Below are 22,127 nucleotides of genomic sequence, written 5' to 3'. Positions count from 1 at the left end.
TCTTTTATCTTCTGCATGGAAATAAGCGTAAAATTAAAATCCTGAAAATTGAATATATTCTCGAAATTTATTCTAAAATATTGTTCACAGTACCGAGAAAAACGAGCAAGTTGCAAGAAATTTATTTTACCTTTAATGCCTAAATAAAACATTAGCAGGTGGAATATAAAATTTTTTCTTGTCTGCTTGATATTTGAAAAAATATCTGAACTTAAAGTATTAAGTATAAATGCATTAGCATTTGGATATTCGTTGGTTGTCATTACTTTATAGATTTTGGTCAATCTACTAAGATATTGATAATCAGCGAACTATCCAAGTTATTTAATGCTTATTTTGTTGAAAATCAATCAATTATATCTATTTATAACGAACTATTGTAAAGAATAATTGATAATGGACAATGAATAATGAATTGTGAAGACCTATCAATTATTAACTTATAATTTAAAATATGGCAGATTCGAATTTTATAGATTACGTCAAAATATATTGCCGCTCGGGTAAAGGTGGTAGAGGTTCTACCCATTTCCGCAGGGAAAAATATATCCCTAAGGGTGGCCCGGATGGGGGGGACGGTGGAAATGGAGGAGACATAATCCTCCGTGGTAACCGCAACATGTGGACACTGTTACACCTAAAATATCAGCGCCATATACTTGCCGGACATGGCGAAAGCGGATCGGGTCGCCTGAGTACAGGAAAAAGCGGGGATTCGAAGATCATAGATGTACCTTGTGGTACAGTAGCTTATGATGCCGAAACCGGAGAATATCTTTGCGATGTGACCGAGGACGGACAGGAGGTAGTCCTACTCAAAGGAGGAAAGGGCGGACGAGGAAATAATCACTTCAAAACGTCTACCAATCAGGCTCCGCGTTATGCTCAGCCCGGAGAACCGTATCAGGAACGGAGGATAATACTGGAACTGAAAGTATTGGCAGATGTGGGATTAGTTGGGTTTCCGAATGCAGGGAAATCAACACTGCTTTCGGTTGTAAGCGCGGCAAAACCTAAGATTGCAAACTACCCGTTCACTACCCTCGAGCCGAAAATCGGTATCGTAAGTTACCGTGACTATAAGTCATTTGTAATGGCGGATATTCCCGGTATTATCGAAGGCGCGAGTGAAGGGAAAGGGCTGGGGTTACGCTTTTTGCGCCATATCGAACGCAATTCGCTTCTGTTGTTTATGGTTCCTGCCGATGCGGATGATATACATCAGGAGTATCGGGTTTTGTTGAACGAATTAGCACAATACAATCCTGAATTGCTGGATAAGCGAAGGATATTGGCTATTTCCAAATCGGATATGCTGGATGATGAATTGATGGAGGCCTTAGCCGCCGATCTGCCTGAAATCCCGCATATTTTTATCTCGTCTGTTACAGGATATAATATTACTCAGTTGAAAGACCTGTTGTGGCGCGAACTGAATGCAGACGGCGAGTACCGTAAATCGTTCGAAAATATAACGCATCGCAATCTGGATATAAAGACTGTAGAGTTTGAGGAAGATGAAGAACCTCTGCCGGAAGATGATTATGACGACGAAGACTGGGACGACGAAGACGAGGACTTCGACCCTGATTTTTATTATGGAGAAGATATCGAGGATGAAAAATAGAAGGAAGCCCTTAATTGTTAGCAATTAAGGGCTTCTTTATTAATGACTTTGCTGTTTGTTTTTCAATAATCCCGTCTTTGATACGAGTAATAATATACCTACCCCGATAACGGCGAACCCAAGCAAAAGGAATGGCATATACCAGATAATAAAATCAATCTGCGGATGCCAGAAAGAATGCTCTTTGAATATCACATACCATGACAGTGGGCATACTGCAGACACAAACGTTGCAATGACCAAAGCATTATATTTCCTGTCTTTCAACTTCAGGTTGAGTAAATAAATCACTGTTCCGAAAAACAGGATAATCCCTATCAGTACAGCAAACCAGAATTCAAATCCGGGATGAAAAAATCCCCATTCGAAAGCATTGCCTCTCAGATAATCTTTAATAATATTATTCCAGAGGAAGGATAAAGAGTCTGAATCGGCAAACCGTTCACTATCCAGGTCTGCTCCTGATAATCCGCTTTTAAAAGACGATCTTCTTAAGAAAGCATTTGCCAGATATTGAACCGCCGAATCATAGTTGCCAAGCAAATATCTGAGTTGTACGATAAGGGCACAGAACTGTAAAACAACAGCTCCTCCTGCTACCAATCCCGCTTTAAACGACAACTTTATAAAGCCGAAGATCTTCCACTTCTCCAAGATGGCATAATAAAGGATTGGAACAAATATAGTCAGCATGGCTGTAGATATAAATTCCAGCCCTGAGAAGAATAATTTAATTAACACTGCGACAAACAACCATATCAGGATTTTTTTCACTGATACGCTATCCGGAGAGTTATGCCGTCTCTCTAATAGCAATAGCATAACCAAAAACGGCGCATAAAAATTCCACAGAGCCCACCATAACCCATTTCCTCCGAAGAGGACAAGCCAGGAAGAAAAGAAGGTGAAAAGAAACGTTACAAGAGCAGCGATGAAACCGAAATTCCTGTATATCCATCCGATAATCAGCATCAGAGATAAAGAAAGCAGGATACAGTTTATCAGCCTTAATATCTGGTAATTGGTGCTGTTGTCGAATGGCAGTATCTTTTGTATGCCATACCAAAACAGGGCGTTACCTCCCGAATGACTTACATATACGCAATAGTCGTCAGGTGTTTTTTCTTCCTGCAGGTAGTATTTTATCTGTTCAAATTTGAATTGAGTGATAATACTGTCACGGATAAGTAAGTCATTTATCTGGTCGCCAGCTAATATACTGCTTTTAACCAGATCTTTATCATAGTTTACACCTGTAAATCCGGATGCTGCAAAGATTCCGTCTTTCTCAGCCTTAGCCATTTTGCCTACAACCAGAGCTTCTACAAATGTTTCGTATTCCTGATAGCGGTTTTCAGGGATTATTTTAAACACATTCGTGTAAAAACTGAGGAATAACAAAATAAAGCACGCTATATAGAATATAGATTGCTTTCGTTTTAGCCAGTTAAGAATAGTATTCATAATGGTCATATTCTGAATAAGTCCTTAAAGAAATATTTAAATTTCCACCAAGCGCCATAAAGCTTACGCAGCTGAAAGCGACGGTTATAATGTCTCATACTCTTATAATAAACATCCCGTCTAGCTTGTATCGGGTATTTATCTATAATTGACCAGTCAACTATACCTCCCAAGGGGATAAGTTCATTTGTGGAAACTGCCTCTATCTTATATTTTTTAGCCAGCATGGAGTAGATACTCTGGTCGTGACGGTTTTCCTGAAAACCTGGTAAGTTAGGGCTTCTGGAGGGTTCATCTGTTATCAGACTGAAATCATCGTCAATCACCTTTACCCATTCATTTACAAAAGCAGTAGATACAGGGCCTTTCTTAATAAAGATAATCCCCGCTTCATATTGGGTTGTCTGTGTAACTTCTTTGTCGTTTCTTACTCCAAAGTAATCGAATACATCGCCCTTTGTCCATTCGTATTCGAAACGCAGGCCTTCGGGCATTCCGTTATAGTTCTCCTCAAAGCTTCTGAAACCTAGCATTCCTGACGGGCTTTTCTCCACAATATCGTAATATTCAGCTAAACGCTCTTTTCCATTTGGATTCAGATAACAACCCACATCTGTGTATAACAGTATATCGCCATCTTCCATCGTGTCGAGGGTCTTCTTTATCAAAGGTGGTTTCCAGCACCAAAAGCCGTATCCTTTTGAGTAAGGATACATATATCTTCCCCATTTTTTTCGGAATTCCTTACTTAGGTCATATTCTGTGTATGTGTATATTTTATCAAATACATTCATCGCTTCCGCATTCCTCACATATTGGGGAAATCCCGGAGCAAGTAATGTATTACCAAAGGTGCATAATATTTTCTTCATGTATAGTTAAAATCTGTCTTTGAACCAATATTTAAAATTCCACCATCTACGGTATAGCTTTCTCAACCGGAAACGGTGCTTGTAATGATATTTACTTGTGTAATATTTATCCCTGCGTGCTTGTATCGGATAATTTTCAAGCAGAGTCCAATCCCGTTGGAATATTTCGTTAGTGGAAATCTCGGCTATCCCGTATTTTTTTCCTAATATGGAGTAAATGCTTTGGTCGTGCCTGTTTTCTTTAAATCCTGGCAGATTAGGTATGCGTGATGGAGAATCGGTTGCCAGGCTGTAGTCATCGAGATATGCCTGATACCAGTCTTTTACAAACTGCATAACCAACGGGCTTTTCTTAAAGAAGATAATGGTCGATTCGAACTGGGGCGTGTGTGTATACGATTTATCGTCATACACTCCATAGTAAGCAAAAACATCGCCTTTTGTCCACTCATATTCATAATAGAGCGTTTCGGGCATACTGTTATAACTTACTTCCTGACTCTTTACTCCAAGTATACCTGTAGGAGTCTTCTCCACCATATCATAATATTCCATAAGGCGCTCTTTACCTTTCGGATTGAAATAGCACCCTATATCTGAGTAGAGAAGTACATCGCCGTCTTCCATTTTCTCAAGTATACGGAGTATAAAGTAAGGCTTCCAGCACCAATATCCAAATCCTCTGGAATAAGGTATAAGATACCTCCCCCACCTTTTATAAAAATCTGTATCCAAATCTTTTTCGCAGACTGTATGTATTTCATCAAAAACACCCATACTTTCAGTCATTTTCCTGAAACGGGGGAAACCTTCTGTTAAGTAATAGCTACCAAAAGTACAGACTGCTCTTTTCATTTAATCTCATTTAATTTATCTGTTACAAAAATAGGGTATTTATTTGAAAAATACCCTATTCTTTATTTTGTTATTATTTATTACGGGCAGGTAAACCCTACCCGTACATTAGTTTATATTCAATAAAAGTGTAAAGTACTTATTTAAAACTGTTTTAGTTGCCACGGCTTTTAAGTCGTGGATAATAATGTTGACAGAAAGCGACTTTAGTCAAAATGTTTTGGATTAAACCCTTTAGCTACGATTATTTACCTCCTCCACTTGAAAGTGGAGGCAACTAAAAAACAGAAAACTAAACCTATACAATCTTATTGAATATAAATTCTATTATTATTGCTTCACTTCTACCCACTGCCCGGTAGTGCGTCCGTTGATATCAGGGCTATACATGGCTTCACCTGCTACAGCCGGAAGATAGAACCTTCCGCAATAAGCAGCCTGCAACCTCACTTTGAACGACATAGAATATCCGGTGCCCAAGTTAAAGAAAGTATATACCCTGTCGTCGCGTATATCCTGATAGTTGTAAGAGCCAGCCGTTCTGGTGTCTGCTTCGTTAAACAGGCGGTTGTTGAATATTTCCCATCCCGAAGCAAATATCTGATTGAGTGCCATATCGGTGAGATATTGCCCGGAGATATTCTGTACAATCACACTGGCATAGAATTCCGTACCCTGACGAAGCGAAGTCACGTCAATATCCTTGCCGTTTTCGTCCACATATTTCACATACAGTTTCACGCCATTGGTTTCGGCAGGGGAATTGTCGGTTAACGGCTGTGTACGTCCCAACAGGCGGACAAATATATCGCCCTGTCCTTTGTTCTTAATGGTTACATGTACCTTATCTTGTGGTTTCAGGGTTACTTCCTGGAAGACATCGCCGGAGTTACTTACTTTCTGCGGTACTCCGTTGAGAGACCATTCGTAAGAGATAACACCTTTACCCATTTTTTCTGCCAACCGTGACATCGCAATCAGTCCGTAAGCGGCTGTTTGGGTTGTAATGTAACTGCTGCTCAGATATTCCGACACCTTAAATGACAGGTTGAGCGCTTTCTCTGTTTTACCCAACAGCAGGTATGTTTCCATAATCATGGCCATATCGCGTTGCGAACTTCCGAAAGTATTGTTACTGAACGAATAGCGTTCTACCTGGTCACTTGCATTATTGGTCAGTTGTATTGCTGCATCCTTTTTCCCGGCAAGGGCATATGCCGCAGCCAGACGCCAGCGTGCCTGTACCGAAAGGTCTTTCATCTCTTTCAGCCTGTTCATTGCTCCCAGTTCAGGTTCTCCCGCAAGTGCAAGTGTATAGAGGCGGTATGCCTGTTGCAGGTCGGTCATGGAGTAACTATAGTATGAACTGTACAGGTTGCCCCTGTTCCATGTCTGTGCCGATTTCTTCTGGAACTGCTTCCATTTGCTGATAACGGAAGTCGGCACATCCCATCCCGCCTTTTGTGCTTCCAGCAGGAAGTGTCCGGCGTAGCTTGTTACCCATTCATCCGGATAACGATTGCCCGGCCAGTAAATAATACCGCCATCGCCAAGCTGGCGTGAGGCAATAGTCTGTATGGCTCCCTTTACATTTTCGGTCACAATCACTTCTTTTTCCTTTTCTGTCAGAGGCCTGAACTTCTCTAAGAACAGGAGAGGGAATCCTTTCGATGTCACCTGTTCGGTGCATCCGTAAGGGTAGTAACGCAGATATGTCAGAGTATTATTCAGGTTGACGCCCGGCATACGCGATACCTCCAGTTTAGCCCAGTCATCCGCTTTAGGGTCTTCGAATGATATATTTAATTGTGTTGTATCATTCGGAGAGACAAGCGCCTGCGAACTTAACAGCACATGCGGGTTAGGGTTGCGGATTTCAATATCAATGGTTTCGGTAGCCGATTCCCCACCTCCGGTTGCTTTTATAATTACCTTCTCGTAACCTGTTTTCTTGCCTACTTTCACTTTGAAGTAAACCATCTTATCACCTACATCTGTAAATGATACGGATTTAGTCGTACCATCCGTAAACTGGAACAGCCCGTTCGACTGCACAGTCAGGTTCACTGTTTTCACCTTCTTATCCATTGCGAATACATTCACCGGAAGCAGGATTTCTTCGTCAGGCCCTGCTACACGCGGCAGTGTAGAAAGTATCATTAATGGATTCCGTACCGGAACGGCCTTTTCGGCATTGCCATAAGCGCCGTTCTTATTTCCGGCTACTACCATAACACGCACCGAGCCGAAATAAGACGGCAACGTAATTTTATGTGTATCGGTTTTACCTTTGTTCAGCGTGAATGGCCCCAGATATTTTACCACAGGTTTGAACCTGCTCATGGCATTATTGGCTGGTTTCAGGGTTTCGTCACCTCCGATACTCAGTAGTGGCCCAAGTTTGCCGGTTTGCGCTCCCACTACCATATCGAACATATCCCATGTGCGTACACCCAGCGCCTGACGGGCATAGAAGTCTGCCCATGCGTTAGGGGTTTTGAATGAGGTGAGGTCAAGCAATCCTTCGTCCACAATGGCGAGGGTATATGTCATTTCTTTCTTATTCTTTTCAGAAATGGAAACGGTAAATTCTTTCTCCGGACGAAGTTCATCAGGCATACCAATAACAGGGGTCAGTACTGTTTCGTCATTTTCCACACTGATGTTCCGTACACCGTACATGCGGATAGGCAGGTCGTTGTCGGTCTGCGCATGTGGTTGCAACTGGCTGGCAAAGATGTAGAAGTTAGGAGTCATTTCCTCCGTTACCTTAAATGTATATTTAGTATCCTCATCAGCACTTGTTTTTACCCACTGGCGCGAAAGAATACGCGAGCCGTCTTCGATGGTAAGCAATGTCCGTCCTTTCGAACTCTTCGGTAGGATAACGGTAACCGTCTCCCCTACTTTGTATGACTGCTTGTCTGTAGAGAACGAAAGCATGGTCAGCCCGCTTGGGTCGTCTTTTTCGGAACGTCCTCTCCACGACGGCCAGTCTACATAGAATATACGGCCTGTGATATGTCCGCCCTGCGCATCTTTTACCATAATCAGGTAACGCCCCCATTCGGGATAATCGATACGGAATTTTACCGCGCCTTTTCCTCCCGATGTCGATATATTTTCATTCAGCAATACCTGAGTAGATGTATTATTGACATAGGAAGCGAGGTTATCATTTGAATTCCACCACCACGACCATTTCAGCTTATAGATTTTCACATTTATATTTGAGCGGTTGATTGGTTTCCCGTCAGGGCTGAGCGTAACGATATCGAATACGTTATCCTTATCGGTTTCCAGCCAGCCATAATCGCTATCAGCAGGAGTTTTGACTCCTACATAAGCCGAGTATGGAGAATAAGCAGCTGTCTGCGAGAAGATACTGGCATCGCCACCCGATTCGAATACACGCGAAACGATATTGGCACGCAACATGCCCGGCGCGCTCGCAGCCTGTGGCAGGCTTGCCTTTACTGTCGCGTTTCCTTCGGCATCCAGCCTTCCGTCGAATACGGTATAGGTATCGGATGCAAAACTGGAAGCAGGATTGTTGAACGTGTATTTTTCATATCCTTTGAATGGCGTACCTGCTTTGCTTAGTGTCATTTCCACTTTTGCAGCCAGATTAGCAGCCGGAGCACCGTGTAGCCATTGCGAAGAAAGAGGAGCCGAGAATGTACCGCTGCCTGCATTGATTATTTCACCTGCATCCAGGCGTACTTTCAGACGGTTAGGCTTCACTGTCTCTATTTTCAGTGTTTTAGAGAATGTCACACCACCCACTTTTACCCTTGCCTGCCAGTTGCCTGTAATAGCGCTAGGGTCGGTCGCCATACGGAACGCATAGAATCCGTCTTTGCCCGTTGTAGAAACATAGCGCTGCGCCATCTGTCCGCGAGGGGTATATAATTCGAGGGAAACAGGATGGTCTTTCGGTAATGTCTGTTTTTTATCCTCAAGGATAAAGGTGACAAAGATGGAATCGCCCGGACGCCAGACGCCACGTTCGCCGTAAATGTAGCCTTTCAGCCCTTTTTGTATTTCCTGTCCGCTCACATCGAAGTTGCTGAGCGACAGAGACAGGTTTGACGTTACTTTCAGGTAGCCTTTTTCCTTGCCGTGCGAAGCAATCACGACAAACGGTACTCCGCCTTTATATTCAGACTCTATAAATCCTTCACTGTCTGTCTTTCCACCACCTATACGCTGCATCTGGTAGTTGTATATATCTACAGTGGCACCCGAAATAGGGCTTGTGGTAAGTATATCGGTCAGGGCGACAGTTATTTTCTTTTCAGAACCCATTTTGGCTGTCATCCCGATGTTTGACGCCAGAACAACAGCATCGGAAGTCTTATTCATATAATAAGTGGCATCGCAAGGGTTATCCCGTTGCTGCCAGTCGTATTCGTCCCAGTTCCATTCATCAGAATAATAGTATTGTTCCGGATGGTCCCAGTTCGCTTCATCGTCCTCATCCATCTGGTTGTCGAAACGTTCCAGTGAGGCATCCTTCGGTATTTGGGGAACCATACTATCACAAGGATAAAGCGAGTATTCTTTTTTCATCGTAAATTCAACCCTGTATACTGCTCCGGGGTCTTGTTTCATCAGTGTAGCCATATCCAGCGAGAAGGTATTCCATTCATCCAGCTTCAGGGTGGGGTCTTCATCGAGACGGATACGTTTTTTATGCACCAAACGCCCAAACCGTTTGAGTTCGTTGCTGCCGCCAAAGTCGTTTGATTGCAGGTATCCCAGAATGTTGTTTTCATATATCTTGATTACCTTCACATCTACAGCCCACAGGTTAACGGCCTGAAACGGGATAATCAGGTTGCCGGAGTTAGGCAGTATGTTACCCGAATTAGGCACCTGTATTTCCGGTTTGTTTTTTTCAAAATTCACGCTGAAAGAGTAATCCTTGTCCAAGGATTTATTCTGAGAGTTTTTCAGTTCCTTGAATATTTTCAGTTCGGTGCTGGTACCTCTGGTTGTTTTGTCCAGATACAGTTTCAGTATATTCTTCCGGGTATCGAACGAGAAAGTTTCGATAATGCCCGGTTTAACCAATCCCTGTATATTCTGGTTCAGCGACAAAGGGTCGCTGAACGTTACACGTACACATTCCTGCGGTGCATATTCCATAGAAACATCCAGTACCTTGAAATCGGAAATGGAAGGCATCACGATTATCTGTTCTTTGTCTTCTTTTGCATTTATGGCGCTGCCTTTGATGTTCAGGGTATACTCTATATCCTGCGCCCCCCTGTACAGGCTGTCTATTATCAGGTTATATTTTCCACTCGTTTCGCTTTGGGTCACTTTTATTTTTGCATCTTTAGCCTTGTCGCCGCCTGATAACGAAAACATGCTCTTTATATCTTCGGGGCTTGCCTCATCAGCAAGCAGTATTTCGCCCTGTACGGTATTCCATGCAAGGTCGTTATCCTTCATCTGAGTATAAGGAGTAAGGGCGACATTGTAATTCTGCTCCGGTACACGGAAGAAGAAGTAAAACTCTTTGAAGTCGCTGTCTACTTTCAGCACCTTATCCAGCTTGAACCATGCTTCGTACTCCTGTCCCTGTTTCAGTTCCCCGGGATCGGGTACAAACCTGATGGTGCGGGTGCTCGTCCAGTAAGCTTTACCTTTTATCGAAGGAGAAAACTGGAATAGCTCCTGATCTATTTCCTTGTTCAGTTCGGCAGTAGGTATATCCTGAGTAAGCTCGATTCGGATTTCGGAGCCTGATGAGATTTTGCCATAGGTAAAAGCGGCAATGTATCGGGCAAATTCTGCGTTTATCTGATGGTTACCGCTTCTTTTGCAAGAGCTGAGTAGGATCAAGCTAAGAATGATGGTAAGCACGCTGAGTAGAATAAGTTTGTTTCCTTTCATAATATTATTTTTTTGCTGCAATTGATGGAATAATAGCACTAATATACAAATATATAAGATTATTTGGGATAATATGCCGTTTCTTTTTTGATATGTACCAAATGATATATCTGTTGTACGAAATGAATATTACAGATGATAAAATAATTTGTCGTGAGATATTTCTTGTAGAGAAGCCGTCTTGACTTTTTCCGCCAAGCGATTCATTCCTAACGGAATGATGAAAAAGATCAGGTTATTTTTTACATGATATTTAGTCTAAATCTTTTAGTAACAAGTGGAGGATAAAGTTACTGGAAGAAAAAGGGACTTTAGTCAAAAATAATGACTAAAGCTGGTTCGGCTAAAGCCTTTACCCTGTTGTAATTCATAACCCACGACTTAAAAGTCGTGGCAATTAACTAAAATACAATCATTTGAATTCTTCCGAACATGACTGGGGTTTGTCCACCCGGTATATATTCTATTAAGAGGGTGTATCAAAAGTAAAAAAAGAGTGATTGCCATTGCGGGCTTGACCCGCAATCCCCTCATTATCAAGGCGTTTTTTTAGAAAATCCCATATCAGGCACAGAGCCACAGACTTTTGGCACACCTTCGTTTCTCTTTATACAAAAAAGAACAGACTGAATGCCATAACCATCATTCCGGCTACAAGACCCATAATGGAAATGTGATGTTTACCATATTTTTCGGCACTGGGCAGCAATTCGTCCAGAGAGATGAACACCATGATGCCGGAAACCACAGCCAGTATAATACCGTTTATCGCCGGAGTCCAGAACTGCATCAGGAAGAAGTAAGCTATCAGCGCACCGAAAGGTTCAGCCAGACCGGAAGAGAACGAGAGCCAGAACGCCTTTTTGCGGCTGCCTGTTGCATGGTATATGGGTACAGCCACGGCAATACCTTCGGGTATGTTATGTATGGCTATAGCGATGGTAATAGGAATAGCGATATCCAGAGAGCCCAAAGCCGATGTGAATGTGGCGATACCTTCGGGAAAGTTGTGTATGGCTATAGTCATGGCAACAACGATGCCTGTACGCCTCAGCGATTTTTTCTTGACATCCATATCCTCCACACCCTGTATTTCGTGCGGGTTCAGCGATTCGGGAATGAGGAAGTCGATAAGGTTGATAAGCGCTATGCCCGCAAAAAAGGCCAGTATGAGATATAATGTTCCCATCTTTTCGCCATAGGCGGCAACCAGTTCGATCTTACCTTCGGGCATCATTTCCATAAAGGATACATACAGCATGATGCCTGCCGAAAACCCGAGTGAAGCACAAAGGAAATTGGTATTCGTATGCTTTGCCAGTAAGGCTATAAGGCTGCCTATCCCTGTAGACAATCCGGCTACGGCCGTAAGTATAAATGCAAGTAATATATTCTGTTCCAACATATCGTAGAGTTACTGATGTAAAGGTATGATATACTTTTTATGTCAAAAAATTTAGTACATGACAAAAAATAATATTCAATATGAAAATTGTTGATAATAAACAGATTGCCTGAAAGGCAATATTTTCATAACCGTATGTAAGCGTAGCGCAACATGCGGACGAAAAGGCAAAAAGCTACTTGCCTGAAAGGCAAGACAATGTGTTGTCCTGTCTTTCAGACAGTAGTTTCTGTATGTTGCGATCTCCGCAGGTCGATGACCTACGGTTATGAGAATCAGGCTTTTCAAGCCAGTATCAATATTTTTTGTCATGTACTTATGTCAAAAAATTAAATCTTGTCCAGATTGTTTGTATGTAAACATTTTTGGTACTTTAAAAGTTTAAATTACATATCAATTACTTTGTAGGGACAGGCTTAGCCTGCCCGATAGCGGCTACAGAGGGGGCAGGCCCGTTTGCATAGCGTGGCTTCAGGGCGTATGCAATACGCTGCTGCACAATAGGCTGATTTATCTTTATTTCAATTTTCGCCTTATTATCAAAATATTAAGCATCGACAACAAGAAGAATATACATGCTCCGGCGATAAGTGTGATTATACCCCCCGAACCTTCAAACTCGCTCCATACCATGCGTATTATATCACTGTATTTAGCACGTATAAGGATAACTGCAGCAGAGGCAAGTATGAGTACAATGAGGTTCAGCCCTGTAGCCAGTAATTCGTACGGACGTATTACCACGCCCTTAGAATAGCCGATCAGGCGAAGGTTGCGGAGCTTATCCATATTCTTTTCCAGAAGCAGGTAAATACTCAGTGTAAGTACAAAGAATGCGAGCGCGCAGATGATAACGCCTATGGCGATGACGATACCTACCATTATCTTGAGGAAGTACGACATCTTGCTTATAGCGGAGTTTTCGCCTTCCACGTCATAGTTGTTCTGTTTGAGGAAGGTAGCGATATCCGGGTCGGCAGCATTGTTTACTTCTACCATCAGGCGGCTCGGGTTGGAGGCTTCCTGTTCGCCATAGTTCTCATTCGCCCATTTCATGAATGATTCGGGAACGAGTATCGTATTTATACGGTTAGAGAAACCTGCTATCCGTCCCTTAAACTCGCGATGCTGCCATTTGCCTGATATTGTGATATCGAACTTCACCATGCTTATTACGCTCTGCGATAGCTTAGGCATCGACCGGGCTTCCGCGAAGCCGAAATTATAGAGGTCGAGGTAATTCTTCGGCAGGATAATAGGGATGGATGTATCTTCGGGGGAGAACTTCCAGTTATCGGTTTTCACATCGATAAAGTCATCGGGTACCGATTCGAAGAACATCTCGGTGTTGAAGCCTAACTGCCTGGTGCTAATCCCTCCGAACACCTTATACTTGGAGGCTGTGAATGCCCCCACCTGTGTGGCGAAACTGGTTTTCTTTATATTCTCAATCTCTTCGGGAGAAAAACCGGATGCTTTGGGGTTCAAGGTATTGTATATGCCTACCTGCTTTGTTAAAACAAGGTAATCCCTTTTCATGATGGAGTCTTTCTCCGAAAAGAGAGGGCTGATGTCCAGATAGAACTGGAGACCCAGCAATACGATAGTCAGGCCGATGAGGTTTGCTATAAAGAATCCGGCAAACTGGCCTTTACTTATATTTTGTTTCAGAAGTTTCCAGACCAGATTCATAATGATAATGTTTGGGTATAGTCCATTGGTAAATCCTTGCCTATCGAGGTAACAATAAGCCCTGCGCCCTGCGCGTTTACCTCTGCGCGTACAAGTTCCGTTATTATGCGGGCATTGTTGTCATCGAGGTGGCTGACAGGTTCGTCCAGAAACAGGAAGTCGAATGGCTGGCACAAAGAGCGTATGATGGCGACACGCTGTTGCTGCCCCCACGACATTTTACCTATCAGCTGGTTCTTTTTATCCCCGACGCCGAGTTGACCGAACATAGAGTCGATATCACTGTCTGTCTTGTAGCGGGTCAGGTTGTTTTTCAAGCGGATATTTTCAAGTGCCGTCAGTTCCGGGAAGAGCCGCAGTTCCTGAAACAGGAGGCTCAGGTGTTTTGTCCTGATATTGTCCCATTCTTTATTTTTGATACCTTTTACCCCTATTTCATCAAAGAGGATATCGCCCGAAAAATCGGCTCTGTAGCCATAGATATAGCTACAGAGCGAACTTTTCCCTAAGCCTGATTCCGCTTTTATCAGGTATGTTTCCCCTTTCTTGAAAGTGATGTCGTTTTGCCAGACCTGGGAGCTTATGTTCTCTGTTCCGGAAAAGACATCGGGCAGGATATTTTTTAGATGTATATTATACATTATCTTATTGAGGGATGTTACATGTTCTGCTGAACAGCATAGGTAACTACGCTGTCGATAAATTTACAGATGACCGCGAGGCTGTTGCCACTGGTGTCGGTAATTACTATTTTGCCCTTTCCGTTCATGTCGGGCATCGAAGCATAACTATAATCCCCAATCAGGGCAAGACCTTTTGTCGCAAACTCCTGAGCTTTGGCATCATTACCTATTTCGTCCAACAGCATTGGCTGTAAAGGATTCAGGTTGCCGAAGATGAATGCTGTATTACCTTTGGCCTGAGACGAGAACTCGTTTTTCAGGTCGCCGGCAGACAGGTTTTCCAATACATCTGTTCTGTTGGTAAAAAAGAGCATATTGTTATTTATGCCGAAATAGCCTGTAACACCATCATACATAGAGAAAGAGTATGTATTGGCATTTACTTCGGTAATCACGTTGAATTCGCCATTCGCTTCTTTTACTTTCCCTTTTATAAAGTCCCATGTCGAATTCGCATCCTTGAGGTCTGCCATAAAGGTTAATTCGGGATAAGAGTCGGTATATTCATAATTGGAATATGCTGATTTTCTTTTCACTGTTTTTACATTGTTCAGGGCAACTGTAATATCCCCGTTTATATTCGATATAAGCGATTTCAGGTCGATGCCCATCGTTTCAAGGTTAGACCCTGCATTTTTTTCGATAAGTGCTATCATCCCTAGCTGACTCAGGTAATTATATACGCCTTCTCCGTTCATATTAGCTGAAGCCGCGAACACCGGTTTTTCGGCAAAGTACTTGAGCTGGTCTCCTTTGAGTTCGCCTGACAGTTGGGAAGCTAAGTCAGCAAAATTCTTTTCAGCTTCGGGAGAATCATAATACATCTTATTGTTGAGCGTGACCTCCCCTTTGTCGAATGAAATGAAAGCCCCCATGTTTACACCCTTAAACTGGCTTTGCAATCCTGAGATAATACTTTCTACAGCTTTGCCATCCCGTCCTCCATACATGCTTAAAGCAGGATTCACGGCAGTAGCCCACATGCCGAAAACATTATCGTAAGAATAGTAAATGGAGACATCTTTCTTGTTCGAAATAAAGTCGGCAAATGTCTTTTTCGCATTGATGCTTTCTTTTTCCGATTGTGTCAGTTGTTTTTTCAGTAATGCATCCAGGTCGGGCAAAGCTGATGTTCCCAGCATATATGAATAGCCGGAATACGTAAGCAACAGTATTTTATCTTTTGTCCAGCCTATATTTACATTCCGTTGGATATCTATTGTAGTTATTCCGTCTTTTTCTACCAGCATTTGCTCCGGTATTTCGAATGTTTTGGTCAGCAGATCGCTGAACTTTTTAGCATCGTTCATTTTCAGTACGATACCCATTGTGATACTGTCCATATAGATATAACAATCGCTAACGAGGTCTATACCCGTAGAGTTGGGGTTTTTCAGGAACTCTTCGAACTGTTCCAGTACCTTTGTGCTGTTCCCGTTATTTTTCGCGCTATTGAGGGCATCTTTGATAACTTTATTTTCCAGTGGTTTATAATCGGCTTTTGTTAATAACGATTTAGTGTCGATGTGTATAACCGTAACCGCACCGGCCGGTATGGCGTTAGTCAAGTCAGCAGAATCTTTACAAGAGTAAAGAAAACTTATCAGCAATGCGATTGTCAAAATAAATCGGGCTTGTTTCATAATTTCGTGTTTAATTGATTTATCCTGCGAATATATGAAAAAGATGGGGCTGTGGAAAATTAAGAATTAAAATTCACAAGGTAAACGCAATGTTTTTGCCCTAAAATTATCTTATATATAGAGCTCTTTGAAATGATATATGATAAGAAAAAGTAACAATAAAAAACGATAAAAAAAGAGTCACCTTTGTCACTTTTTTGCAGCAGCCTGCTATTTCTGTTTTTACTGTCAGGCTTCTAAGTCCGCGAAGCGGGCTAATCCGGATAACCACGGGTAAAGCCCGTGGCAAAAGCTGAAAAGAATAGACCGTCTCCGTAGGAGGCGAACGGGATTGATTTTCACTATTTGCCTCCTACGGAGACATGTTTTTCAGTCAGTCCCTGCCACGGGTTTCTACCCGTGGTTATCCATGTTTAGCCCCTTCGGGACATAAAGCGTTCTTTGATATAATCGAAGGAAAAAGTAACAGGGAAAAGCAATGAAAAAAGTGTCACCTTTGTCACTTTTTGCGCATAAGCAATTGATAATTAGCAATTGTATTTTTGCCAGACCTGTTACTTTTTGTTCTTGCCCGAAAGGCAAAATATTCATTAACCACATACAGGCGAAGCGCAGTGTGTGGTAGTGAACCGACACTAAACTGCTATCTGAAAGGCAGAACCGACACCGATAAAGATTTGTTTATGACAAGAATGCTATCCGATTATTCTTTGCAATTATTAGCAATCGTTATAAAATATGAAAAAGCAATATGCAGTTCTATTCTTAAATTCCTATCTTTATCGCTTGTTTAATCAATAAAAAAAGGAGATTATGAAAAAGTATATAGTTCTTATCCTTTCATGTATAGTTACGATGGGAGTAATAACCAGTTGCGGTTCGAAAACCAAAACGGAGAATACAGAAGATAATAAGACTGCAAAAACAGAAATAAAGCCTGAGCCTCCCAAGAAAAAATATGTGGAGTTAGCTGAAAAGATGAATGCTTCCATGCCTAAGGTATGGCCGGGAGGTATGCGTATGGACAGAGCTGAGGCTGTATCGGCTAATGAATATAAATATTATTTTACGAATACGAAGGAGTTCGCTGTCTCTCCCGAGGAATTTGTACGATCTTCGAAACCAGCTATTGCGATAGGATTGAAAGAGAAAGACGATGAAGACGCTAAGATGTTCCGCAAAGATAAGATGACCGTGATCTTCGCTTACTATAAAATGGACGGAACTCTTTTCGCAGAGGTAAGAATTACACCAAATGAATATGCCGAATAATATCGGATAATATTTATTTAACTTCTCTTTGCTGGCGCAAGTTTGCAACTTGTGCCTTAGTTTTAAAGTGCACGGATTACAAACCTGAGACTAAAAGGAATCGGGATAATCTGTAGGAGCGTATGCAACGCCCCTATAATATAAAATTAAAGACAAAAATATATAAGGACATGGTAAAACATATAGTAATGTGGAAGCTCAAAGAGGAAGCCCACGGAAACGACAAAGCGACAAACGCCGGGCTGATAAAGGAAAAACTGGAAGCCCTGTCCGGCAAAATTGACGGGCTGCTGAAAATAGAGGTAGGAATCGATTTTCTTGGGGGCGGAAACTTTGATGTAGCCCTTTATTCCGAGCTGTCAAAAAAAGAAGATTTAGACACATACCAGAACCATCCGTTACATCAGGCTGTACTTCCTTTTATCAGGGAAGCCGTTATGGATCGGAAAGCTGTAGACTTTGAGGTATAATGCAGGAAGAAATATTAAGAGATATACGCAAACGGTGCCGTATGGCCATGAATGGCGTAGCCTCAACCAGTATGCGGCAGCACGGACTGGAGTATAAGGTAAACTTCGGCTTATCCATTCAGCAAATCAGGGAGCTGAGCAAACGCTATCAGGTGGATGCCGGACTAGCAGAAACTCTCTGGAAAGAAAATACACGCGAGTTGAAGATACTGGCTACCTTATTGTATCCGGTTGAGCCCTTTACGATGGAAAAAGCGAACGAATGGGTATCGGAGATTCCGAATCAGGAGATACGGGAACAGGTGTGCGCCAATTTGTTCCAGAACTTATCATTTGCTAACCAACTGGCTTTGGAATGGGGCAATTCCGCGGATACAGATATCAGGGCTACCGGCTACTGGCTTCTGGCAAGGCTCTTTCTGAGTAAAAAAGCGGAGATTGTTTTAACAGGACGCCTGCCATATATCTGGGATGATATAGTTTCGGAGAATATTTCTCTCCGTAATGCTTCATTATTGGCGTTAAAGCATATCGGGCGGCAATCGAAAGAAACAGCGGACAAGATTCTTCAAGAATTGTCTGTATATAAGAATGATAAGGATTTGATAAAGCAGGAGGCGTTTAACAGTATCGCTTTTGAGTTTGATTATTTCTTTGAATAATAAGCAATTAGTAGATTCGAAAATTAGCAGATTAGCAAATAGTATAAAGTGGATCAATTCATTTGCTAATCTGCTAATTGACAAATTTACTAATTAAAAAATTACTTTCCTATCGCGTACCGCAACCCTACATAGAACTTACGGCCTTGTGTAGGTCCCCATACCATTGTAGCGTCAAAGTCGTCTCCGAACGGATTTTCGGCAGAAATAACCGGATTCTTTTGTTTGAAATCCGTAATGTTTTCAGCGCCTACATAGATACTCCAGTTGCGAAAGTTCTTTGTGATTTGAGCGTTTAATACGGTAAATGAATCGAATGTCGTTTTCCATAAAGGATTCACGGCATCAGGAGTCGGCATCCGTCCGCCTCCGTTAAACTGGGCGGTAAGGTCGAAAGCCCATTTTTTCAGGCGGGTTTCATATGAAGCTGTAACAAGTGCCTTATAATCACTGATAAGCGGTTTCTTCATCATCTTGCCGCCATAATTTGTCTTCGCGTTTGTCCAGCGGTATGCGCCCAGAATGTTGAACCCTCTGAATAGCGGGTACGATGCTTCTATCTGGAAGCTGTTAGCGTATGATTTACCAGACAGGTTGTAGAATTTTACGGTATGAGGGTCGCTGTCCATATCTGTCACCACCTGATTGTCGAAGTCTGTCCTGTACCATTCGCCGGATATAGTCAGTTCTTCCCCTCTGATGGGTATATGGAAAGATATGCTTGTGCCGTAATTCCAAGCCGATTCCTGTTTCAGGTTGTCGGCGATTTCTATCTTACGGCTGCTTGCCAGAAAGTAGCTGTTCTCAGGCATAACAAACACTGTGCGGTATCCTTTTCCGGCTGAAGCACGCAGGTTGAACCATTCTACAGGCATATATTTCAGATGCAGGCGTGGGGTTACGAAGGCTTTCCTGTGAAGCGTACTGTAGTCGGTGCGTAATCCGGCCAGCGCGATAAACTTATCGTCTTTGTTGAATGTGTACTGAAGGTAACCGCCTGTTGTAGTCTCCTCGTCAGGTTGGTTTGTGATTGGGCGTGAGAGGTGGACAGACTGGTTGTATTTATCCCAGTTCATGCTCAATCCCGCGCTCAACTGGTGCATCTTCCCCAGTTCGGTTTCGTACATCAACGAAGCATAGAGGTTATTCTCATATACATTATATATATCGGCGGCATATTTCGACTTTTGATCGTGGTACGAACCTGTAAATATAAGGGCTATATTTCCGTTGCGTTCTTCGTCCAGAATGTAGGAGTTCTTTGTATAAAATTCACCCCTGTTGGTCTTTACCGATATTTCATATGGCTCTGTATTTACCGAAGCGGAGTTCAACGTATGCATTGTCTGCCCACTGGTACGGTAATCCTGCAAAAAGCGGACTCCAAACTGCGAAGCATACTTGCCCGACATATAATGCCAGCGGTTCATAAAGTTGAACTGGTGTTTCTTCGGCATATCGAGGAAGCTATCGTCGTTATCGTCATGCGAGGCCGATTCGTTGGAGTAGTGGAGGAATACACCTGTACTGAGTTTGTCATTCAGTATAAACGCCGCATCGGCATTTCCTTCGTAGCGTCCGGCGTCACTGGCAAAGATATTCAGGCTCAACGGGTCTGCGCTGTTCGGCTTTTTGTATTCCACATTCATCTGTCCGGTAATGGATTCGTAACCATTCTTTACAGAAGCCGCGCCTTTGGATATCTGTATGCTTTCCATCCACGGGCCGGGTATATAATCAAGCCCGTAAACGGAAGCTGCCCCCCTGAAATTAGGGTAATTCTCAGTGAGGGTTTGTACATACGTCCCTGCCAGCCCTAGCAATTGTATCTGCTTCGCGCCTGTAACGGCATCGCTGAAAGATACGTCTACAGACGGGTTTGTCTCGAAGCTCTCCGACAGGTTGCAGCATGCGGCACGGTGTAGTTCGCGTGTTGTTATCTTCTCTGTGTGCAAGAGGCTTGTCCTCGACTTGATTGTTCCCGGAGGGGTTCTTTCCACGATGACTTCCCCCAGTTCGTTGTCTTCGTCCAGTACAATGTTCTGTACTTCGGCAAAGTCGTGAATATGTACTACCTTGTCTTTGAATCCCACATACGATATGGCCAGCATATGGTCTTTGTGCGGTGTTCCCGCTATTTCGAAGTAACCTTCTTCGTTGGTTACCACTCCTGTTTTTGCGTTTTCCCAATGGACGGACGCGCCTATCAGGGGCTGTTTCTGAATGTCATATACATAGCCTTTGAGTATGCCTTTACCAAAGGCAAGTACAGGTATTATCAGAAGCAGAATTAATATTCTTATTGTTTTCATTTTTCTTATAGTTTGTTTATTTAATACAATAGCAATTTTGCTGTATATCACACTGATACACAACCAACAGATATGTATTATAAATCAAATTATAAGAATTCTGATAAAGGAGAGGTACTCCCTTGGAGGAATGCCGGGTGGAGATCGGAATGATGTGTAGTCGCCGGCATATTCCGTCTTTACAGGGATGATGGACGCCGACAGAACCGGAAAAGCATCTGAAATCCATACAAACGGAATAGCTACATGCGGCCTGAATGACGATGCGTCAATATCTATTGACAGGCGTGACGCGGTACAATGTGTGTCCTTTGTAAAATTGCTGTCACTTTCGCAGGCATCATGCGACATTTCCTTTTCGGAACAACAGCTTCCGGCTTTAATGTCATCGTTTTCCTGCACACAACAGATGTGCTGCTCTGTCATAAAGAGGGTTTGCCCGCTGCAGGATGTGCAGCAGTAATTTATAATTGTTACCCCCGCACCAGTAAAAAATACAGTTGCAGCGGCAATTAACAGGATAAATCGTTGAGCAAACTTTTTCATATTCCTATGGCAAATTTAAATGTTATTATTTACCAGGCAAAATATTAAGATGTGATTAATAAATTTTATTTATTATGTCCCGGAGCATAAGGTGCAGCAGATTTACTACCTGTTATCTTTTTCATTTGTCCCGGAGGAATACCATTTTTGTTTGTGTTCACTGTACGGCATGATGAACAACCCATAATAAGAATAAGAGATAGTAGTAAAAAGACTGTCTTTTTAGTTTTCATAAGTTAAGTGTATTAGTTATATAATATGAATACTGTCAATCAGTAGTTGAAAATATGATTAATATAATCGTTCAATTATTTTTTATTCTGCGCGCAATCGCAGATTGCTTACCTTACTTTTGGCCAAAGCTCCAAAAGTAAGCAAAAAAGCATTGCGCCCCGCTTCGCCGTACGACCCACCATCGGCTTGCCGGCTGAATGAAGTGATGAAAGATTCATCATTGCAATAATTGGCAGACGATGCTTAAAAGCGCCCGCACTTCATTCTACGCCGCCTGCACCGGGTGGGTACCCCGTACGCTTGCTAACGGCGCTGGCTGACGCCTGATTTGCAGGGTCTATCCTCTGTCTTGATATTGCGTTGCGACTCCGTGCATCTGTTCCGCAGGCGGGGTACCCACCCGGTGCAGACGGTGTGAAACGGGATGTTGTCCGAGCCGCAGGCGAGTTTCGTCCCGTTTAGCCGGCAAGCCGTTGGTGGGTCGCC

General features: G+C 42.7%; 16 protein-coding genes. 4 read left to right on the top strand and 12 right to left on the bottom strand.

The annotated features are described in order from the left end of the window. Positions 1–263: hypothetical protein (locus tag D0T84_RS22535; RefSeq protein ID WP_370525460.1), on the bottom strand; the 263-nt coding region annotated here is incomplete at its 3' end. Between the two features lie 191 nt (positions 264–454). Between D0T84_RS22535 and obgE the strand changes: the two genes are divergently transcribed. Next, entirely contained in the window at positions 455–1,627 is a 1,173-nt protein-coding gene (gene obgE / locus D0T84_RS07350) for a GTPase ObgE (protein WP_163307236.1), read from the top strand. A gap of 39 nt (positions 1,628–1,666) precedes the next feature. Here the strand turns inward: obgE and D0T84_RS07345 are convergent, their stop codons facing one another. From D0T84_RS07345 to D0T84_RS07310, 8 genes are all read right to left on the bottom strand, one after another. Further along, entirely contained in the window at positions 1,667–3,091 is a 1,425-nt protein-coding gene (locus D0T84_RS07345) for a hypothetical protein (RefSeq protein WP_163307235.1), read from the bottom strand. 5 nt (positions 3,092–3,096) lie between these two features. Next, entirely contained in the window at positions 3,097–3,963 is an 867-nt protein-coding gene (locus D0T84_RS07340) for a hypothetical protein (RefSeq protein ID WP_163307234.1), read from the bottom strand. A 6-nt stretch (positions 3,964–3,969) separates the two neighbouring features. Continuing rightward, a complete protein-coding gene (locus D0T84_RS07335; RefSeq protein ID WP_163307233.1) occupies positions 3,970–4,818 on the bottom strand; it encodes a hypothetical protein in 849 nt (282 codons plus the stop codon). A gap of 330 nt (positions 4,819–5,148) precedes the next feature. Next, complete coding sequence (locus tag D0T84_RS07330) at positions 5,149–10,722, bottom strand: alpha-2-macroglobulin (protein ID WP_163307232.1); 5,574 nt, start codon at positions 10,720–10,722, stop codon at positions 5,149–5,151. A 607-nt stretch (positions 10,723–11,329) separates the two neighbouring features. Continuing rightward, positions 11,330–12,127, bottom strand: coding sequence for a zinc transporter ZupT (gene zupT / locus D0T84_RS07325; protein ID WP_163307231.1), 798 nt, complete (start codon positions 12,125–12,127; stop codon positions 11,330–11,332). Between the two features lie 516 nt (positions 12,128–12,643). Next, positions 12,644–13,819 (bottom strand): ABC transporter permease, encoded by a 1,176-nt coding sequence (locus D0T84_RS07320; RefSeq protein ID WP_163307230.1) that lies wholly within the window; start codon positions 13,817–13,819, stop codon positions 12,644–12,646. After that, the gene (locus D0T84_RS07315; RefSeq protein WP_163307229.1) at positions 13,816–14,460 is read right to left on the bottom strand and encodes an ATP-binding cassette domain-containing protein; all 645 of its coding nucleotides are present in this window, start codon (positions 14,458–14,460) and stop codon (positions 13,816–13,818) included. Before D0T84_RS07315 ends, D0T84_RS07320 begins: the two co-directional genes overlap by 4 nt. A 17-nt stretch (positions 14,461–14,477) precedes the next feature. Continuing rightward, on the bottom strand, positions 14,478–16,145 hold the full coding sequence (locus D0T84_RS07310) for a DUF4836 family protein (protein WP_163307228.1): 1,668 nt from the start codon (positions 16,143–16,145) through the stop codon (positions 14,478–14,480). 813 nt (positions 16,146–16,958) lie between these two features. On the opposite strand from D0T84_RS07310, the gene D0T84_RS07305 reads away from it, so the two are divergent. The 3 genes from D0T84_RS07305 to D0T84_RS07295 all read left to right on the top strand — a co-directional run bounded on the left by D0T84_RS07305 (position 16,959) and on the right by D0T84_RS07295 (position 18,549). Then, positions 16,959–17,417, top strand: coding sequence for a hypothetical protein (locus D0T84_RS07305; RefSeq protein ID WP_163307227.1), 459 nt, complete (start codon positions 16,959–16,961; stop codon positions 17,415–17,417). A gap of 170 nt (positions 17,418–17,587) precedes the next feature. Continuing rightward, on the top strand, positions 17,588–17,887 hold the full coding sequence (locus tag D0T84_RS07300) for a Dabb family protein (protein ID WP_163307226.1): 300 nt from the start codon (positions 17,588–17,590) through the stop codon (positions 17,885–17,887). Continuing rightward, a complete protein-coding gene (locus D0T84_RS07295; protein WP_163307225.1) occupies positions 17,887–18,549 on the top strand; it encodes a DNA alkylation repair protein in 663 nt (220 codons plus the stop codon). Before D0T84_RS07300 ends, D0T84_RS07295 begins: the two co-directional genes overlap by 1 nt. A gap of 101 nt (positions 18,550–18,650) precedes the next feature. On the opposite strand, the gene D0T84_RS07290 is transcribed toward D0T84_RS07295, so the two are convergent. From D0T84_RS07290 to D0T84_RS22430, 3 genes are all read right to left on the bottom strand, one after another. Continuing rightward, entirely contained in the window at positions 18,651–20,861 is a 2,211-nt protein-coding gene (locus D0T84_RS07290; RefSeq protein WP_163307224.1) for a TonB-dependent receptor, read from the bottom strand. 84 nt (positions 20,862–20,945) lie between these two features. Then, positions 20,946–21,407, bottom strand: coding sequence for a hypothetical protein (locus tag D0T84_RS07285; protein ID WP_163307223.1), 462 nt, complete (start codon positions 21,405–21,407; stop codon positions 20,946–20,948). Between the two features lie 65 nt (positions 21,408–21,472). Continuing rightward, positions 21,473–21,640 (bottom strand): hypothetical protein, encoded by a 168-nt coding sequence (locus D0T84_RS22430; RefSeq protein ID WP_185155709.1) that lies wholly within the window; start codon positions 21,638–21,640, stop codon positions 21,473–21,475. Positions 21,641–22,127 lie beyond the last annotated feature (487 nt).

The sequence above is a fragment of the Dysgonomonas sp. 521 genome (assembly GCF_010501055.1).
In the GTDB taxonomy this organism is placed as follows: Bacteria; Bacteroidota; Bacteroidia; order Bacteroidales; family Dysgonomonadaceae; genus Dysgonomonas.
The sequence above is the reverse complement of the archived record's forward strand: the minus strand, read 5'-3'. Positions and strand labels throughout refer to the sequence as shown.

Coding starts and splice junctions, on each gene's coding strand:
- obgE (WP_163307236.1), top strand. CDS start 455: ATGGCAGATTCGAATTTTATAGATTACGTCAAAATATATTGCCGCTCG.
- D0T84_RS07345 (WP_163307235.1), bottom strand. CDS start 3,091: ATGAATACTATTCTTAACTGGCTAAAACGAAAGCAATCTATATTCTAT.
- D0T84_RS07340 (WP_163307234.1), bottom strand. CDS start 3,963: ATGAAGAAAATATTATGCACCTTTGGTAATACATTACTTGCTCCGGGA.
- D0T84_RS07335 (WP_163307233.1), bottom strand. CDS start 4,818: ATGAAAAGAGCAGTCTGTACTTTTGGTAGCTATTACTTAACAGAAGGT.
- D0T84_RS07330 (WP_163307232.1), bottom strand. CDS start 10,722: ATGAAAGGAAACAAACTTATTCTACTCAGCGTGCTTACCATCATTCTT.
- zupT (WP_163307231.1), bottom strand. CDS start 12,127: ATGTTGGAACAGAATATATTACTTGCATTTATACTTACGGCCGTAGCC.
- D0T84_RS07320 (WP_163307230.1), bottom strand. CDS start 13,819: ATGAATCTGGTCTGGAAACTTCTGAAACAAAATATAAGTAAAGGCCAG.
- D0T84_RS07315 (WP_163307229.1), bottom strand. CDS start 14,460: ATGTATAATATACATCTAAAAAATATCCTGCCCGATGTCTTTTCCGGA.
- D0T84_RS07310 (WP_163307228.1), bottom strand. CDS start 16,145: ATGAAACAAGCCCGATTTATTTTGACAATCGCATTGCTGATAAGTTTT.
- D0T84_RS07305 (WP_163307227.1), top strand. CDS start 16,959: ATGAAAAAGTATATAGTTCTTATCCTTTCATGTATAGTTACGATGGGA.
- D0T84_RS07300 (WP_163307226.1), top strand. CDS start 17,588: ATGGTAAAACATATAGTAATGTGGAAGCTCAAAGAGGAAGCCCACGGA.
- D0T84_RS07295 (WP_163307225.1), top strand. CDS start 17,887: ATGCAGGAAGAAATATTAAGAGATATACGCAAACGGTGCCGTATGGCC.
- D0T84_RS07290 (WP_163307224.1), bottom strand. CDS start 20,861: ATGAAAACAATAAGAATATTAATTCTGCTTCTGATAATACCTGTACTT.
- D0T84_RS07285 (WP_163307223.1), bottom strand. CDS start 21,407: ATGAAAAAGTTTGCTCAACGATTTATCCTGTTAATTGCCGCTGCAACT.
- D0T84_RS22430 (WP_185155709.1), bottom strand. CDS start 21,640: ATGAAAACTAAAAAGACAGTCTTTTTACTACTATCTCTTATTCTTATT.